Raw genomic sequence first — 17,012 nt, forward strand, 5'->3', positions numbered from 1 at the left:
GCGGCCTGCTATATTAGGGCGTTACAAATGCACATGTTAGCGCTAACTAATCGGCAGCGGTGCCCTTGAGTGATTCGCAACGGGGCAAGGACAACCGAGGGAGACGGACGATGACGCAGACCCGGACGCAGATCTGGCAGCTTCTGGAACAGCACCGGACAGAGACCGCCGATATCCCGCTCCTGTCGCTCTTCGAGACGCCCGACCGGTTTCAGAGCTTCTCCGCCGAAACCGACGGGCTGCTGCTGGACTATTCCAAAACCGCGCTGGACGCCACCGCGCTCTCGCTGCTGGAGCGTCTCACCGCCGAGGCCGGTCTTGCCGATCGCATCTGCCAGATGTTCCGGGGCGAGAAGATCAACACCACCGAAGACCGCGCCGTTCTGCATACCGCCCTGCGGGCACAGACTGACGCGCCGATCCTGGTCGATGGCGAGGATATCCTGCCGCCGGTGCGTCAGACCCTGCAACAGATGGAAAGCTTTGCCGAGGCGCTGCGCGATGGCAGCCTGCGCTCCAGCACCGGCGCCAAATTCACCGATGTGATCAATATCGGCATCGGCGGCTCCGACCTTGGCCCGGCGATGGCCACGCTGGCGCTGGCACCCTACCATGACGGTCCGCGCTGCCATTTCGTCTCCAACGTCGATGGCGCCCATATCGCCGACACGCTGAAAGCTCTGGATCCGCAGACCACATTGGTGATCATCGCCTCCAAAACCTTCACCACCATCGAGACCATGACCAATGCCCGCACCGCGCAGAACTGGCTGCGGGCCGCACTGGGGGATGACACCTCTGCGCATCTGGCGGCTGTTTCCACGGCGCTGGACAAAACCGGTGCCTTTGGCATTGCCCCCAAACGGGTCTTTGGCTTTGCCGATTGGGTGGGCGGGCGCTATTCGCTCTGGGGGCCGGTTGGTCTGCCGATCATGATCGCCATCGGGGCCACGAATTTCCGCGAGTTCCTGTCGGGCGGGGCGGCGATGGACCGCCATTTCCGCACCGCACCGTTTCGCGAAAACCTGCCGGTGATGCTGGCCGCCACAGGGATCTGGCACCACAATATCTGCGGTTACAGCAGCCGCGCCATTCTGCCCTACGACCAGCGCCTGTCCCGCTTCCCGGCCTATCTCCAGCAGCTGGATATGGAGAGCAACGGCAAGAGCGTCGCACTGGATGGCAGCCCGCTGCCACGCAACTCCGGTCCCATCGTCTGGGGCGAACCCGGCACCAATGGCCAGCACGCCTTCTACCAGCTGCTGCATCAGGGTACCCGCGTGGTGCCTGCCGAATTCCTGATCGCCGCCGAGGCGCATGAGGGCGATCTGACCGATCACCACCAGCTGCTGGTCTCCAACTGCCTCGCCCAGTCCGAAGCCCTGATGCTGGGCCGCTCCCGCGAGGAGGCCCGCGCCATCGCTGCCAAACGCGGCTTTACCGGCGACGCGCTGGAGCAGATGGCAGGTCATCTCGCCTTTGCAGGCAACCGCCCCTCGGTGACCCTGGCCTATCCGAAGCTGACGCCCTTCGTGCTGGGCCAGCTGATCGCGCTATATGAACACCGTGTGTTTGTCGAAGGTGTGGTCTGGGGGCTCAACTCCTTTGATCAATGGGGCGTCGAACTGGGCAAGGAGCTGGCCGTCAGCCTGTTGCCGCTGGTTGATGGCAGCGCTCCCGCCGAGGCTTACGAGGCCAAAGACGGCTCCACCCGTGGCCTGCTGTCGAAACTCACCCAACCGCAACCCTAGCCACCAAAAAGACCGCCAATTTCCCCTTCGAGCTGTCAGAGAGAGAGCCATGGTTTCCCGCGTCATTCCCGTCCAGTCCTTTGATCTCGTGCTGTTTGGCGCGACCGGGGATCTTGCCCGCCGCAAGATCCTGCCCAGCCTGTTCCACCGCTTCCAGATCGGCCAGTTCTCCGACGATTGCCGCATTATCGGCACCTCCCGCAGCGACATGGACCGCAAAGGCTTCCAGCAGATGGTCGCCGATGCCATCCGCACCTTTGGCCAGCCGGGCGAAACCAGCGACGACGAAATCGCGGCCTTCGTCACTCTGCTGCATTACACCGCCGTCGATGCGCGCGGCGACAATGGCTGGCAGGCGCTTGGCGATCTGCTGCGCGACGATGCCATCCGCGCCTTCTACCTCTCGGTCGGGCCCAGCCTGTTCCCCGATATCGCCGGCCGTCTGCGTTCCACCGGGATCGCCACCCCCGACAGCCGCATCGTGTTGGAAAAACCCTTCGGCCATGATCTGGCCTCAGCCCAGGCGCTGAACGCCGCCTTGCGCGCCAATTTCGAAGAACATCAGATCTACCGGATCGACCATTATCTGGGCAAAGAGACCGTCCAGAACCTGATGGCCCTGCGCTTTGCCAATTCGCTGTTTGAACCCCTGTGGAATTCCTCCCACATCGACCATGTGCAGATCACCGTCGCCGAAAGCATCGGCGTCAAAGGGCGCGGCGAATATTACGACAAATCCGGCGCCATGCGCGATATGGTCCAGAACCACCTGATGCAGCTACTGTGCCTCACCGCGATGGAGCCCCCCGCCCGTTTCACCCCCAACGCCGTGCGCGACGAAAAGGTGAAGGTAATCGAGGCGCTGAACCCCGTCGCCCCGGATCAGATCGCCCGTGGCCAATACCGCGGCCCGGAGGGAGAATCCTACCGCGAGCACGCAGGCAACCCTTCCAGCACCACCGAAAGCTTTATCGCGATGAAGGTGGAGGTCGCCAACTGGCGATGGGCCGGCACGCCGTTTTATCTGCGCACCGGCAAATGCCTGCGCGCCCGCGAGTCGGAAATCGCCGTCTTCTTTCGCGATCCGCCGCATAACATCTTCGCCGAGGACACCGGCACCGGCGGTATCAAGGGCAATGTGCTGGTGATCCGCCTGCAACCGGACGAAGGCATCACCCTGCGCACCACGATCAAGGATCCCGGTCCCGGCGGCATGCGTCTGACCGGCGCCAATCTGGACATGACCTTTGCCGACAGCCTGCCAGAGGCTGGCCGGCCGCAGGACGCCTATGAACGGCTGATCATGGATGTGATCCGCGGCAACCAGACGCTGTTCATGCGCGGCGATGAGGTCGAAGCCGCCTGGGCCTGGGCCGATCCCATCATCGCGGGTTGGGCTGACAACAGCAATGACACGCCGCAGCCCTATGATCCCGGCAGCTCCGGGCCAGAGGACGCGCTGCTGCTGATGCACCGCGACAATCGCCGCTGGCGCGGCATTGGCTCCTGAGCCTGCCCACCCACCCCGCCACTGAGACCCACGACCAACCGGCACCTGACGACTGAAAGAGGCACCCGATGCGTTTGAACCAGACACTCCGCGACGTCACAGACCGAATTATCGCCCGCAGCGCCAAACCTCGCGCCGCCTATCTCGATCGGATGCGCGCCGCCAAGGGCAAAGGCCCCGCCCGCGCCCATCTGTCGTGCAGCGGTCAGGCCCATGCCTATGCCGCCACCGGCGAGGACCAGATGTCCCTCGCCGAAGGCACCGCCGGACACCTCGGCATTGTCACCGCCTATAACGACATGCTCTCGGCGCATCAGCCGTTTGAAACCTATCCGCAGCGGATCCGCGACGCCGTGCGCCGCGTCGGCGGCACTGCGCAGGTGGCCGGTGGCGTCCCTGCCATGTGCGATGGCGTCACCCAGGGCGAGGCGGGAATGGAGCTCAGCTTGTTCTCCCGCGATACCATCGCCATGGCCACCGGCATTGCCCTCAGCCACAACGTGTTTGATGCCACTGTCTATCTCGGCGTCTGTGACAAGATCGTGCCGGGTCTGGTCATTGGCGCGCAGGTCTTTGGCCATCTGCCCGCCGTCTTCCTGCCCGCAGGCCCGATGACCTCCGGCATCTCCAATGATGACAAGGCCAAGGTCCGCCAGAAGTTCGCCGCCGGTGAAATCGGGCGCGACGAGCTGCTGAAATCCGAGATGGCCGCCTATCACGGCCCCGGCACCTGCACCTTCTACGGCACCGCAAATACCAACCAGATGCTGATGGAGTTCATGGGCCTGCACCTGCCCGGCTCCTCCTTCGTCAATCCCGGCACTGACATGCGCGCCGCCCTGACCGAGGAAGGCGCCCGCCGCGCCCTCGCGCTCAGCGCGCTTGGCAATGATTACACACCGGTCTGCGACATCCTTGATGAACGCGCCTATGTGAACGGCATCGTCGGGCTGATGACCACCGGCGGCTCCACCAATCTGCTGATCCACCTGATCGCCATGGCCCGCGCCGGCGGCATCATTCTGGACTGGCAGGATTTCTCCGAACTCTCTGACGTGGTGCCGCTGCTGGCGCGGGTCTATCCCAACGGTCTGGCCGATGTGAACCACTTCCACGCGGCTGGTGGGCTTGGCTATGTGATCGGCCAGCTGCTGAACTCCGGCCATCTGCATCCCGACACCAAAACCGTGGCGGGCACCGGGCTGGACCGCTACACCAGCGAACCCTTCCTCACCGGCGAAGGTCTGGTCTGGAAACCCGGCTCCGGCGAGACCCTCAACGACAAGATCATTCGCCCCGCTAGCGACCCCTTCCAGCCCACCGGCGGGCTCTCCCGCCTCTCCGGCAACCTCGGCACCGGCGTGATGAAGATCTCCGCCGTGGCCGAAGAGCACCGCATCGTCGAGGCCCCCGCCCGCGTCTTTCATGATCAGGAGGAGGCCAAAGCCGCCTTCAAGGCGGGTGAGCTGGACAAGGGCGATGTGGTGATCGTGGTCCGCTTCCAGGGGCCAAAGGCCAACGGAATGCCGGAACTCCACTCGATGACGCCCTTCCTCGGCATCATGCAGGGGCGCGGCCAGAAGGTGGCGCTGGTCACCGATGGCCGCATGTCCGGCGCCTCGGGCAAGATCCCCTCCGCCATCCATGTGGTGCCAGAGGCGCTGGATGGTGGTCCGATTTCCAAACTGCGCGACGGTGACATGGTGCGGGTTGATGCCCTCACCGGGACGCTGGAGGTCAAGGCCGAGGGCTTTGACGACCGCGCCCCCGTGGTCGCCGACCTCTCCGCCTATCAGCACGGCACCGGCCGCGAGATGTTCGCACTGTTCCGCAATGCCGTCACCTCGGCCGACACCGGCGCCACCGTATTCTCGACCCTGATCGGAGACTGACCCATGCCCATCACCCCAAAAGATGCCAGCGCCCGCGCCCGCGAGATCTGCCAGCTGGCCCCGATCGTGCCGGTGCTGGTTGTCCATGACGTCGCCCACGCCCGCCCGCTGGCCGAGGCCCTGGTCGCCGGTGGCCTGCCCGCGCTGGAGGTCACCCTGCGCACCCCCGCCGCGCTGGATGTGATTGCCGAAATGGCCAAGGTCGAGGGCGGCGTCGTTGGTGCCGGCACGCTGATCACGCCGGAGGATGTGACCCGCGCCGTTGCTGCCGGTGCGCAATTCGGCGTCTCCCCCGGCGCCACCGACACGCTGCTGGACGCGGCCGAGACCGCCGGTCTGCCCATGCTGCCCGGTGCCGCCACCGCCTCCGAGGCGATGCGCCTTCTGGACCGCGGCTATGACATGCTGAAATTCTTCCCGGCTGAGGCCTCCGGCGGCGCTCCCGCGCTCAAGGCCATCGGCGCTCCCCTGCCGCAGATCAGCTTCTGCCCCACCGGCGGCGTCAGCCCGGACAATGCAGACAGCTACCTGTCGCTGTCCAATGTGGTCTGTGCCGGCGGCAGCTGGGTCGCCCCGACCAAACTGGTTGAGGCAGGCGACTGGGACGGCATCCGCGACCTCGCCCGCGCCGCAAGCCAACTGGCACGCTGACCGCGCAGACCTGATGACCCCCACTCCCCCGCAGCCCCGTGCAATACGGCGCTGCGGGGCAGTCACGCCCCTATGGGTCTAGATCCAGATCGATCAGGCCGGATGGCCGCTGGATTTTGGCGCATCGTCGCAAATCTCGTACCAGCCAGGCTTCTCCGACACGAATTCATGAAACCGGTTTCTCGTTGCAATCTCGCTGTCCAGCGCATTTGCGGCAATCGGGAAACTGTCCTCCTCTGACAGGATCTCCCCAAGCGAGCTGCCGCAGACCCTGCAGAAACATCTGCCGTATTTGTAAGGCGCGGCTGGCTGGTACAGGGCCACCTGATCTTTGCCCTCAACCCAGCTCAGATCCTCCCGCTTGACAAAAACGATGGTGCTCGCCCCTGCCTTTCGGCAACGCGAACAATGGCAGGTCCCCATCATGGATGGTTCCGCCTTCAGTCGGAATTTGACCGTTCCACAGCAACAGCTCCCCTCAATCATCTGATAATCCTTCACTAGACAATTAATGAGAACATTACGTGAACATATGATGCCTGACAATCCCCAACGCAAAGCGCCACACCGGCAGTTGTGACCGGGTGGCGCCTCAGCAGATCAAATGTTGGATCGCGGCCCTAGCCCGCCAGCTCGTCGCGCCAGGGCGGATTGGCACCGGGGCGGGAAACGGTGACGGCGGCGGCCCGTGCACCGTAGCCCAGACAGGCCCGCAGCTGCTCCAGATCCATCGCGCCGCTGGCGGCATCCGCCAGCACGCCTGCCTCGCTCGCTGCCGCCAGAAAGCCTGCGTTGAACGTGTCGCCCGCGCCCACCGTATCGGCCACCTCCGCCGCCTGTGCGGGCACCTCCACCGTCGGGCCGGAGCGCAGATAGCCCTTGGCGCCCTTGCTGCCCAAGGTGAGGATCACCAAGCCGGGGCCCTGTCCTGCCTCTGCGGCCAGAACCTGCCGGATCTTGTCCTCAATCGGAGCGTCGCCCGGATAGATCCAGTGCAGATCCTCATCCGATACTTTGACGATCCCGGCCCCTGCCACCATCGCCGTAAGCCGCCTGCGATAGGCCGCCTCGTCGCTGGCAAACCCGGCCCGCACATTGGGGTCGATCATGATGATGCGCTGTCCGGTTTCCCGCGCGGCCAGACGCGCGTAGGTCTCAGCCGCCGCGCCGTTGCACAAGGATATCCCCCCGAAGAACAGCGTCTTGACCTGTTCCGGCAACTCGGGCAGCCGGTCCGATCGCAGGCTGGCCCCGGCCGAATTCTCGTCAAAGAAATGATAGGCCGCATGGCCATCCTTCAGATGCACAAATGCCAGCGTGGTCGGCTGATCAGAGACCTCCGCCAGCGCGTGATCCACATGCGACGCGTCGAGCGCCGACATCAGCTGCTGCCCGAAGAGATCCCGCGACAGGCCGGTGAACAGACCGGTTGCCTGCCCCAGCCGCCCCAGAGCGATTGCGGTGTTGAACACCGCGCCGCCGCAATGGGGCACAAAACCGGTCTGCGCGTCCGCGCCGTCCACCATTGGCACGGCTCCCGCGACCGGTGCCGGGATCATGTCGATCAGCGCCTCGCCACAACACAGGATCATTCTGTCTCACCTTTCCAGATCACATCCGCAGGCAGCGCCGCCTCGGCGATACGATCGGCGTTGGCCATATCGTTGCGCTCGGCCCGTGCCTCGGCCTCGGCATCGCTCAGCCCATGGGCCTGCCAGCGCGCCACAAGCCGCTCCCGCAGCACCTCGCGCGGCACATCGACCCGGACCGACAGATCCCAGATTGCCGCCAGATCCCGCCAGACGGGCGCGTCGAACAGCAGGTAATTGCCCTCGACCACGGCAACCTCAACACCTGCATCAACCCGCGCTGCGCCTGCTATGGCGATATCCTGCGCCCGGTCGAACAGCGGATAGACCACCTCCTCCTCTGTCGCCATCGCCGCCATCAGCCGCTGAAACCCCGCCGCATCAAAGCTCTCGGGCGCGCCTTTCCGCGCCAGCAGATCCATTTCGGACAGCAGCCCGTTGTCCAGATGAAACCCATCCATCGGCACCACCGACGCCGGTGTGCCATTGGCGCAGAGCGCCCGCACCAGCAGCTCCGCCAGAGTGGATTTGCCGCTGCCCGGCGCGCCCGCCAGCGCCACCAGACGGCGCGCGCACCCATCGGCAACGGGCAGCGCCTGCACGGCGGTCACCAGATCCGCCAGATATGTCATGTCCCGTGTCATGCTGCTGTCAGATCCCCGGATGGGTCCTGCGCGCCAGTCATATAGGCCACCGCATCGGACATACTGTGCTGTTTGGGGTCGATCACGCAAAGCCGCTTGCCCAGCCGATGCACGTGAATGCGATCGGCAACCTCGAACACATGCGGCATGTTGTGGCTGATCAGGATGATTGGGATGCCGCGCGACCGCACGTCCTGGATCAGCTCCAGAACCCGGCGGCTTTCCTTCACGCCCAGCGCCGCCGTTGGCTCGTCCAGAATAATCACCTTGGACCCAAAGGCCGCCGCCCGCGCCACGGCCACGCCCTGACGCTGACCACCCGACAGCGTCTCCACCGCCTGATTGATGTTCTGAATGGTCATCAGCCCCAGCTCATTCAGCTTGTCGCGGGCAATCTGCTCCATCCGCGCGCGATCCAGCTGCCGCAGCAGATTGCCCCGCCAGCCGGGTTTGCGCAGCTCCCGCCCCATGAACATATTGTCGGCAATCGACAGCGCAGGCGACATCGCCAGCGTCTGATAGACCGTCTCGATCCCCTCTTCGCGGGCATCAATCGGCGACTGGAACGCCACCTTTCGCCCCTCAAGCCAGACCTCGCCCGCGTCGGGGATCACCGCGCCGGAAATCGCCTTGATCAACGAGGATTTCCCGGCGCCATTGTCACCGATCACCGCCAGAATCTCCCCCGGCATCAGATCGAAATCGCAATGGTCCAGCGCCGTGACACGCCCATAGCGCTTTACCAGACCTCGGGCTTTCAAAATGGGTTCCATCAGACCGATACCTTTCTGATCCACTGGTCTACCGCCACCGCGGCAATGATAAGCAGGCCGATCAGCAGATAGGTCCACTGCGCATCCGCCCCCAGCAGGCGCAGCCCCAGGGTAAAGACGCCCACGATCAGCGCGCCGAAGAATGCCCCCAGGATCGAGCCGCGTCCGCCAAACAGCGAAATGCCCCCGATCACCACCGCCGTGATGCTCTCGATATTGGCGAGCTGTCCCGAGGTCGGCGAGACCGACCCGATCCGCCCAATCATCGCCCAGCCTGCAAAAGCGCAGATCAGCCCCGACAGCATATAGACCGAGATCAACACACGGTTCACCTTGACCCCCGACAGCTCCGCCGCCTCCGGGTCATCGCCAACCGCATAGACATGCCGCCCCCAGGCCGTATGCCGCAGCACATAGGCCAGCAGAACCACCAGAATGACCAGGAAAATCACACCATAGGTGAAGACCGCACCACCAATCTTGATCTTCTCGCCAAACAGCTGCAACAGCGGCGCGTCGGTGGCGATCACCTGGCTGCGAATGGTCTCATTTGCAGAATAGAGGAAATTCGTCGCCAGCACGATCTGCCACATGCCCAGCGTCACGATAAACGGCGGCAGCTTCATCCGCGCCACCAGCCAGCCGTTGATAAAGCCGCAGAGGGTGCCGCAGATCAGCCCGCAGACCACCGCGATTTCCGGCGGCACCCCGTAGCGAAAGGTGAACTGACCCATCACCACCGAGCTCAGCACCATGATCGCCCCCACCGACAGGTCGATACCTGCCGTCAGGATCACCAGCGACTGCGCGCAGGCCACAATGCCGACAATGCCCACCTGTTGCAGGATCAGCGTCAGCGCAAAGGGCGAAAAGAACTTCGAGCCCAGCAGCAGCCCAAAGACGATCACCGACAGCACCAGCACGATCAGCGGCACCAGCGATGGCGTCACATGCAGCAGATGCTGCAACCGGCTGATAAAGGAGGCCTCTCCCTGGTCAAAATCCGCAACGGCCTCGGGGCTGCCGCTGGCCGCCGCTTCATAGCTGTGGGGCGTGGTCATATCTGTCTCCGTAAGATCCGGCGTCCGATGGGCCTGACACCCACAGCCGGGGATGCGGCTGCGACAGGGATCGCAGCGGTGCAGAAGGGGCGATGTTTCCACCGCCCCCATGGCTCGCCTTGGCTAACAGCCCCTTGTCTGGCCTGCCTCTAAGGGGTGTGTCACCTGATCACCCCCAGCAGAGGTTCATGCCCTCTTCGGTGTCGATGCTCTCGACGCCCTCGGCAGGCTGATCGGTCACCAGCGCCACGCCGGTGTCAAAGAACGCCTTGCCCGGTGTCGGCGCAGGCTTCTCGCCCGTGGTGGCCCAGGCGCTGATCGCCTCGATCCCCTTGGACGCCATCAGCAGCGGATACTGCTGCGAGGTTGCACCGATGACGCCGTCCTTGATGTTCTGCACGCCGGGACAGCCGCCATCGACCGAGACAATCAGCACGTCGTTTTCACGCCCGATTGCCTTCAGCGCCTCATAGGCACCGGCAGCGGCGGGTTCATTGATGGTATAGACCACATTGATCATCGGGTCCTTCGCCAGCAGGTTCTCCATCGCGCGGCGACCGCCCTCTTCATTGCCTGCGGTGATGTCATTGCCGACAATGCGCGGATCGGTCTCATCGCCCCATTTGTTGGGATCGCCAAGATCAATGCCGAACCCCTGCAGGAAGCCCTGATCGCGCAGCACGCCCACGGTGGGCTGGCTGACAGCAAGGTCCAGCATCGCGATCTTGGCATTGGCCGCCTCATCGCCAAGGCTCGCCGCCGCCCATTTGCCAATCAGCTCACCAGCCAGGAAATTGTCGGTGGCAAATGTCGCATCGGCCGAGTCGATAGGCTCCAGCGGCGTGTCCAGCGCAATCACCACCAGCCCCGCATCGCGCGCCTGCTGCACCGCAGGCACGATCGACGAGGTGTCAGAGGCGGTCAGCAGGATGCCCTTGGCGCCATCGGCAATGCAGGTCTCAATCGCGGCAACCTGGGTTTCATGGTCGCCATCCACCTTCCCGGCAAAGCTCTTGAGCGTCATGCCCAGCTCCGCCGCCTTGGCCTCGGCGCCCTCTTTCATCTTGACGAAAAACGGATTGGTATCGGTCTTGGTGATCAGGCAGGCCGTCACACCCTCTGCGGCAAAGGCGCTGCCGGTCATGGCAGCAATTCCAACGGCTGTTCCCAGTAGGATCTTCTTCATGATGTCCTCCCTCAGCATCACAACGCAACAAAACAGGACGGGCAAACCGTCGTGTCGCCCATAGTGGGCCGTGATTCTGGCCTCCCTGTCAATATATAAATCAACTTGACTTATTAAGTCGATCTTCGCACTTTTCTTAGGTCTCAAAGCGTGATTAGGGTCCGCCGCATGGAACATGAGCAAGTCAGATCCCTGAGCGGCGGTGTCAATCAGACCGGCGTGCGTGTCTTCAACGAACGGCTGATCCTGTCCCTGCTGCAACGCAACGGCCCGATGCCCGGCAGCGCGCTGGCCCGTGGCACCGGCCTGTCGCCACAAACCGTCTCCGTCATCCTGCGCAAACTGGAAACCGACGGGCTATTGCAGCGTGGCGAAACGCAGCGCGGCCGGGTCGGCAAACCTTCGGTCCCTATGGGCCTCAACCCCGATGGCCTGTTTTCCTACGGGCTGAAAATCGGCCGCCGCAGTGTCGAAGTGCTCTTGATGGATGTCTGCGGTGCGGTGCGCAAGCAGCTGCGCCTGCGCTACCCCTATCCCACCCCCGCCGTGGTCTTTGATTTCCTGCGCGACAGCATCGCCCAGATGGAGGCCGCGCTGCCCGCAGACCTGCTGCCCCGCATCTGCGGCATTGGCGTGGCAGCCCCCTTTCAGCTTTGGACCTGGCACGCCCAGATCAATGCCCCGGCAGAGGCGCTTGCGGCTTGGCAAACGGTTGATTTCGCGTCTGAAATATCGCGCTTCAGCACCCTGCCCGTACATGTCGTGAATGACGCAACCGCCGCCTGCCGCGCCGAACATATGTATGGCCGGGGCAAGGCCTATCGCGATTATGCCTATTTCTTTGTCGGCGCCTTCATCGGCGGTGGCGTGGTGCTGAACCACCGGGTGCTTGAGGGCAATCAGGGCAATGCCGGCGCGCTTGGGTCCCTGTCGATGCTGGGTCCGGACGGGCAGGAAACCAAGCTGCTGGATCTCGCCTCCATCCATCTGCTCGAACAGCGGCTGCGCGATGCGGGCAAGGATCCCGGCCAGCTCTGGCAGCTGCCGATGCACTGGTCCGGGTTCGAGGCGGAGCTGACCCCCTGGCTCGATCAGGCCGCCGACGCCATCGCCCGCGCCAGCCTCGCCACCTGCGCGGTCATCGACTTCGAGGCGGTGCTGATCGACGGCGCCCTGCCCGACAGCGTGCGCAGCGCCCTGGTCGAGCGTACCCGCGCCGCCCTCACCTCTCTGGATGCCCGTGGCCTGATCCTGCCGCGCATCGACCCCGGTGCCATCGGCCCCAACGCCCGCGCCATCGGCGCTGCCAGCGGCCCGATCATCTCGCAGTATCTGCTCGACACAAACTCGGTGTTCAACGCCGCCCTGTGATCGCCATCAGCCGCAACAGGCCCGCGCAAAGACATCATTGAGATAAGACTGATCATCGATCACGAACTGCGTTTCACCAACACGGTCAAACCCCTGCGACAGGTAGAACGCTTTGGCGGGGGTGTTTTCGGCATTGCTGGCCAGCCAGACCCGCGCCACGCCCTCCTCCGCGCAATGGGCCAACGCCGCCCGCAGCAAGGCAGTCCCAATGCCCCGCCCATGGTGGCGCGGCTGCACATAGAGCGTTGTGATCTCCACGTCCGAACAGCCTGGCACAGGCCCCGGACTGCCCCGACTGAGGCGGATATAGCCATCAATGCCGACCCTGTTTTGCGAGACGATAAAATGCTCCTGCGGGTTGGCCAGATGCGTCTCAAACCGCGCCGCCGTCAGCTCTGCCAGTGCATAATCGGCAAAGAACCCGCTCACCCCTTCACGCAGATAAGTGCCAACCCAGACCTCCATCGACAGCGCCGCCAGGCTGGAGGCATCCGCCACATCTGCAACCCGCAGAGTGAGGTCTGGATGGTCAGTCATGTGAATGGGTCCTTAGCTGGCAGTCACTTACGTGTGGCGATGTAATTAGGTGAACATACTACTCGTACTGTCAATAAAGCCGGAGTTAGACGCAAAGCCCACCGCCCCACGGAGTCTATGTGTCCACATTCACTTGCTTCGCTTCAGTATCTAGCCGTTGCGCACGGGGTTGACTCGGCTGTCATCATCCCACGGGTAGGGATTTTCCATCGCTCCAAATGCGTCGTTCCATTCTTGTTGGGACGGATCGGAAACCTCGCTGTAAGCGAAGCATCGCACACATTGAACTTGCAGCTCTACCGAGTTTCGAATTGCTGCAATAACCAGCCACTTGTGCTCGCAAGTTTCCGGATCCTGTCCCAAAATTTCGAGCCGCTTGAATAGATACCTCGTGGACAATAACCGGCCCGGAACAAGAAAACTCAATAATGCGAGTATTTTCTCAAGTTTCATAGAATCCTATATCTCCTCCACATCCATCACCCCGTCCAGCGACTTCAGCGCGCCTTTGATCTGGGGGTTGATGGGGAAGGGCTGGCCCAGATCCATCTCAACGTCGCCGGGCAGGCCGGGATCCTGCAGGTACATATAGACCTCCCCCCGCGAGGCGTTGCGGGCGGCGGATTTGGCGTCTTCCAGCACCTGCGCCACCGTCGCCACCGCGCTCGCCTGCGAGATATAGACCCGCAGCGAACTGCGCCCGGCGTCAGCAATCGCCGCATCCACCGGCCCGACAGACCGCACCAGCAGTTTCAGCTGATCGCTCTCCATCGTCGCCTCGGCGGTGATCACCACCTTGGCGCCGGTTTCCAGAAATTCGCGTGATTTCTCCAGCACTTCGGAAAACAGCGTGACCTCATAGCCGCCGCTGGTGTCTGACAGCTGGGCAAAGGCAAAGCGATTGCCGCGCGCCGATTTCCGTTCCTGCCGACCGGCGACAACCCCGGCCATCTTCGCCATGAAGGGACCGCGCTCGGCCTTGGCCGTGACCTCGTCCAGCGTCATCACATCCTTGCGTTTGAGCGCAGGCATATAGTCGTCCAGCGGATGGCCCGAGAGGTAGAAACCAATCGCCTTGAATTCCTCCGACAGCCGTTCGGCGGGCAGCCAGTCGGGCACGTTGGGCAGCCGCGGCTCCGGCAGGTCCTCGCCCGCCTCGCCAAACAGCGACACCTGGCTGGAATTCCGCTGATCATGCACGGCGGCGGAATAATCCACCAGCGCGCCGAGGCTCTCAAACACCCGGCGCCGGTTGCTGTCCAGCTGGTCAAAGCCGCCCGCCCGCGCCAGCATTTCCAGCGGACGCTTGCCGACCTTTTTCAGATCCACCCGGCGGGCAAAATCAAACAGCGTGGCAAAGGGTTTGTCCTGCCCGCTCTCGCGCCGCGCCGTTGTCACCAGCCGCATCGCCTCGACACCGACGTTTTTCAGCGCGCCCAGCGCATAGACCAGCTCGCCCTTGACCACATTGAATGTCGCCTCGGAGCGGTTCACACAGGGCGGCACATAGGGCAGGCTCAGGCCTTTTTTGACCTCTTCGAAATAGATCGCCAGCTTATCCGTCAGATGGATATCACAGTTCATGACGCCAGCCATGAACTCCACCGGGTGGTTCGCCTTCAGCCAGCCGGTCTGGTAGCTGACCACCGCATAGGCCGCCGCGTGCGATTTGTTAAAGCCGTAGTTGGCGAATTTCTCCAGAAGGTCGAACACCTCCGACGCCTTCTTGGCAGGCACGCCGTTTTCTGCCGCCCCCTTTTCAAATTTGGGGCGTTCGGCGTCCATCGCCTCCTTGATCTTCTTACCCATGGCGCGACGCAGCAGGTCGGCGCCGCCCAGCGTGTAATTCGCCATCACCTGGGCGATCTGCATCACCTGTTCCTGATAGACGATAATGCCTTGGGTTTCCTCAAGGATATGGTCGATCAGCGGATGCACCGACTGGATCTTGCGCAGTCCATTCTTGACCTCGCAATAGACCGGGATGTTCTCCATCGGACCCGGACGATAGAGCGCCACCAGCGCCACGATATCCTCGATACAGGTGGGTTTCATGCGCTTCAGCGCGTCCATCATGCCGGTGGATTCCACCTGGAACACCGCCACCGTCTTGGCCCGCGAATAAAGGTCATAGGTAACGGCATCGTCCAGCGGGATGGCGTTGATCTGGTTCTCCGCCCCCTCCGGCGGATCATAAAGCTGGGTGCCATCGGCGGCGACATGCAGGTCGCGCCCCGACTGGAAGATCAGATCCATCGCATTCTGAATGACGGTGAGCGTCTTCAGGCCGAGGAAGTCGAACTTCACCAGACCGGCCTGTTCCACCCATTTCATGTTGAACTGGGTGGCGGGCATGTCCGAGCGCGGATCGCGGTAAAGCGGCACCAGCGCATCCAGTGGCCGGTCACCGATCACCACACCGGCTGCGTGGGTGCCCGCTGATCGCAACAGCCCCTCAACCTGCATGCCGTATTTCAACAGCCGGTCGACAACCTCTTCGTTCTCCGCCTCCTCGCGCAGCCGCGGCTCTTCGCGCAGACTGTCCACAATCGACATCGGTTTCACGCCTTCGACCGGGATCAGCTTCGACAGCCGATCCACCTGGCCATAGGGCATCTGCAGAACCCGCCCCATATCGCGCACCGCCGCCTTCGACAGCAGCGCGCCAAAGGTGATGATCTGCCCCACCTTGTCGCGGCCATATTTCTCCTGCACGTATTTGATCACCTCTTCGCGGCGATCCATGCAGAAGTCGATGTCGAAGTCGGGCATCGACACCCGTTCGGGGTTGAGAAAGCGTTCGAACAGCAAGCTGTAGCGCAGCGGGTCAAGGTCGGTAATCGTCAGCGCATAGGCCACGAGCGAGCCCGCACCGGAACCCCGCCCCGGCCCCACCGGAATGTCGTGATCCTTGGCCCATTGGATAAAGTCCGCAACGATCAGGAAATAGCCCGGGAACCCCATCCCCTCGATGATGCCCAGCTCAAAATCCAGCCGCTCCTGATACTCCTCGACGCTGACGGCATGGGGGATCACGGCGAGACGTTTTTGCAGCCCCTCATTGGCGATGCGGCGCAATTCGGCCACCTCGTCATCGGCAAACTTCGGCAGGATCGGATCGCGCCGATAGGCCATGAAAGCGCAGCGTTTGGCGATCTCCACGGTGTTTTCCAGCGCCTCGGGCAGGTCGGCAAACAGCGCGACCATTTCCTCCTGGCTCTTGAAGTAATGCTGCGCGGTAAGCCTGCGGCGCGGCTCCACCTGATCGACATAGGCGCCTTCCGCGATACAGATCATCGCATCATGGGCCTCATACATTTCCGTGTTGGGGAAATAGACATCATTGGTGGCAACCAGCGGCAGGTCCATCGCATAGGCCATCTCGATATGGCCCCGCTCGGTCAGCTGTTCGGCCTCGGGCTGGCCGTGTTCGCCCGGATGGCGCTGCAACTCCACATAAAGCCGATCTGGAAAGATCGCTTTCAGCCGCTGCATCAGGGCCTCTGCCGCCGGGCGCTGCCCCTGCTGCAACAGCCGCCCCACCGGCCCATCCGGCCCGCCGCTCAGACAGATCACATCGCCTGCATATTGCGCCAGCTCCTCCAGCGTCACATGCGGCAGCTCGCTGCCCTGCCGCAGATAGAGGCAGGAATTGAGCTTCATCAGATGCTCATAGCCGGTCTCGCTCTGCGCCAGCAGCACCAGCGGCGCTGGCGGTTTGGGCCGCTCGCCCGGGGCAGGCTCGGCAGACCGCAGATCGACCTGGCAGCCGATGATCGGCTGCACCCCCGCGCCACTGGCCGACACCGAAAACTCCAGCGCCGAGAACAGGTTGTTGCTGTCGGTCACCGCAATCGCGGGCATCTCGTGCTTCTTGCACAGGTCCGGCAGCTTCTTCAGCCGCAATGCGCCTTCCAGAAGCGAATATTCGGTATGGGTGCGCAGGTGAATGAATCGGGGAGAGCTTGTCATCCCGCCAAGCTAGCGTCAGCGCCGCCAAGGTTAAAGCGGTTCCGCACCGGAGGAGCTGCGACCCTGCCCGTCCCC

Annotated in this window: 14 protein-coding genes; 5 read left to right on the top strand and 9 right to left on the bottom strand. The window is 63.3% G+C overall.

Going from position 1 to position 17,012, the window contains the following annotated elements; translation table 11 throughout:
• Positions 1-110 precede the first annotated feature (110 nt).
• The 4 genes from pgi (at position 111) to eda (ending at position 5,804) form a co-directional block, all read left to right on the top strand.
• On the top strand, positions 111-1,751 hold the full coding sequence (pgi, locus tag VWY34_RS06555; protein WP_416544677.1) for a glucose-6-phosphate isomerase: 1,641 nt from the start codon (positions 111-113) through the stop codon (positions 1,749-1,751).
• 49 nt (positions 1,752-1,800) lie between these two features.
• The gene (gene zwf, locus VWY34_RS06560; RefSeq protein ID WP_340547448.1) at positions 1,801-3,261 is read left to right on the top strand and encodes a glucose-6-phosphate dehydrogenase; all 1,461 of its coding nucleotides are present in this window, start codon (positions 1,801-1,803) and stop codon (positions 3,259-3,261) included.
• A 68-nt stretch (positions 3,262-3,329) separates the two neighbouring features.
• Positions 3,330-5,153, top strand: a complete 1,824-nt coding sequence (gene edd / locus VWY34_RS06565) for a phosphogluconate dehydratase (RefSeq protein WP_416544678.1) — start codon at positions 3,330-3,332, stop codon at positions 5,151-5,153.
• Positions 5,154-5,156: 3 nt separating this feature from the next.
• Positions 5,157-5,804: a bifunctional 4-hydroxy-2-oxoglutarate aldolase/2-dehydro-3-deoxy-phosphogluconate aldolase gene (gene eda / locus VWY34_RS06570; RefSeq protein WP_416544679.1), complete on the top strand. Its 648-nt coding sequence runs from the start codon at positions 5,157-5,159 to the stop codon at positions 5,802-5,804.
• A gap of 93 nt (positions 5,805-5,897) precedes the next feature.
• Here the strand turns inward: eda and VWY34_RS06575 are convergent, their stop codons facing one another.
• The 6 genes from VWY34_RS06575 to VWY34_RS06600 form a co-directional block, all read right to left on the bottom strand.
• Positions 5,898-6,290, bottom strand: coding sequence for a GFA family protein (locus VWY34_RS06575; RefSeq protein ID WP_416536587.1), 393 nt, complete (start codon positions 6,288-6,290; stop codon positions 5,898-5,900).
• A gap of 134 nt (positions 6,291-6,424) precedes the next feature.
• On the bottom strand, positions 6,425-7,396 hold the full coding sequence (locus tag VWY34_RS06580) for a carbohydrate kinase family protein (protein ID WP_416542987.1): 972 nt from the start codon (positions 7,394-7,396) through the stop codon (positions 6,425-6,427).
• The gene (locus VWY34_RS06585; RefSeq protein WP_416544680.1) at positions 7,393-8,037 is read right to left on the bottom strand and encodes a nucleoside/nucleotide kinase family protein; all 645 of its coding nucleotides are present in this window, start codon (positions 8,035-8,037) and stop codon (positions 7,393-7,395) included. Before VWY34_RS06585 ends, VWY34_RS06580 begins: the two co-directional genes overlap by 4 nt.
• The gene (locus tag VWY34_RS06590; protein ID WP_340547453.1) at positions 8,034-8,810 is read right to left on the bottom strand and encodes an ATP-binding cassette domain-containing protein; all 777 of its coding nucleotides are present in this window, start codon (positions 8,808-8,810) and stop codon (positions 8,034-8,036) included. Before VWY34_RS06590 ends, VWY34_RS06585 begins: the two co-directional genes overlap by 4 nt.
• Entirely contained in the window at positions 8,810-9,871 is a 1,062-nt protein-coding gene (locus VWY34_RS06595) for an ABC transporter permease (protein ID WP_340547454.1), read from the bottom strand. The genes VWY34_RS06590 and VWY34_RS06595 overlap by 1 nt, the downstream gene beginning before the upstream one ends.
• Before the next feature lie 169 nt (positions 9,872-10,040).
• A complete protein-coding gene (locus VWY34_RS06600) occupies positions 10,041-11,057 on the bottom strand; it encodes a sugar ABC transporter substrate-binding protein (RefSeq protein ID WP_340547455.1) in 1,017 nt (338 codons plus the stop codon).
• Positions 11,058-11,225: 168 nt separating this feature from the next.
• Here VWY34_RS06600 and VWY34_RS06605 point away from each other — a divergent pair, with 168 nt between their 5' ends.
• Entirely contained in the window at positions 11,226-12,428 is a 1,203-nt protein-coding gene (locus tag VWY34_RS06605) for an ROK family transcriptional regulator (RefSeq protein ID WP_416544681.1), read from the top strand.
• 6 nt (positions 12,429-12,434) lie between these two features.
• Here the strand turns inward: VWY34_RS06605 and VWY34_RS06610 are convergent, their stop codons facing one another.
• From VWY34_RS06610 to dnaE, 3 genes are all read right to left on the bottom strand, one after another.
• Complete coding sequence (locus VWY34_RS06610) at positions 12,435-12,965, bottom strand: GNAT family N-acetyltransferase (RefSeq protein ID WP_416544682.1); 531 nt, start codon at positions 12,963-12,965, stop codon at positions 12,435-12,437.
• A gap of 150 nt (positions 12,966-13,115) precedes the next feature.
• Entirely contained in the window at positions 13,116-13,418 is a 303-nt protein-coding gene (locus VWY34_RS06615) for a hypothetical protein (RefSeq protein WP_076617036.1), read from the bottom strand.
• Between the two features lie 6 nt (positions 13,419-13,424).
• Entirely contained in the window at positions 13,425-16,937 is a 3,513-nt protein-coding gene (gene dnaE / locus VWY34_RS06620) for a DNA polymerase III subunit alpha (protein ID WP_416544683.1), read from the bottom strand.
• Between the last annotated feature and the right edge of the window lie 75 nt (positions 16,938-17,012).

The sequence above is a fragment of the Phaeobacter sp. JH20_02 genome (genome assembly GCF_048056915.1).
In the GTDB taxonomy this organism is placed as follows: Bacteria; Pseudomonadota; Alphaproteobacteria; order Rhodobacterales; family Rhodobacteraceae; genus Phaeobacter; species Phaeobacter bryozoorum.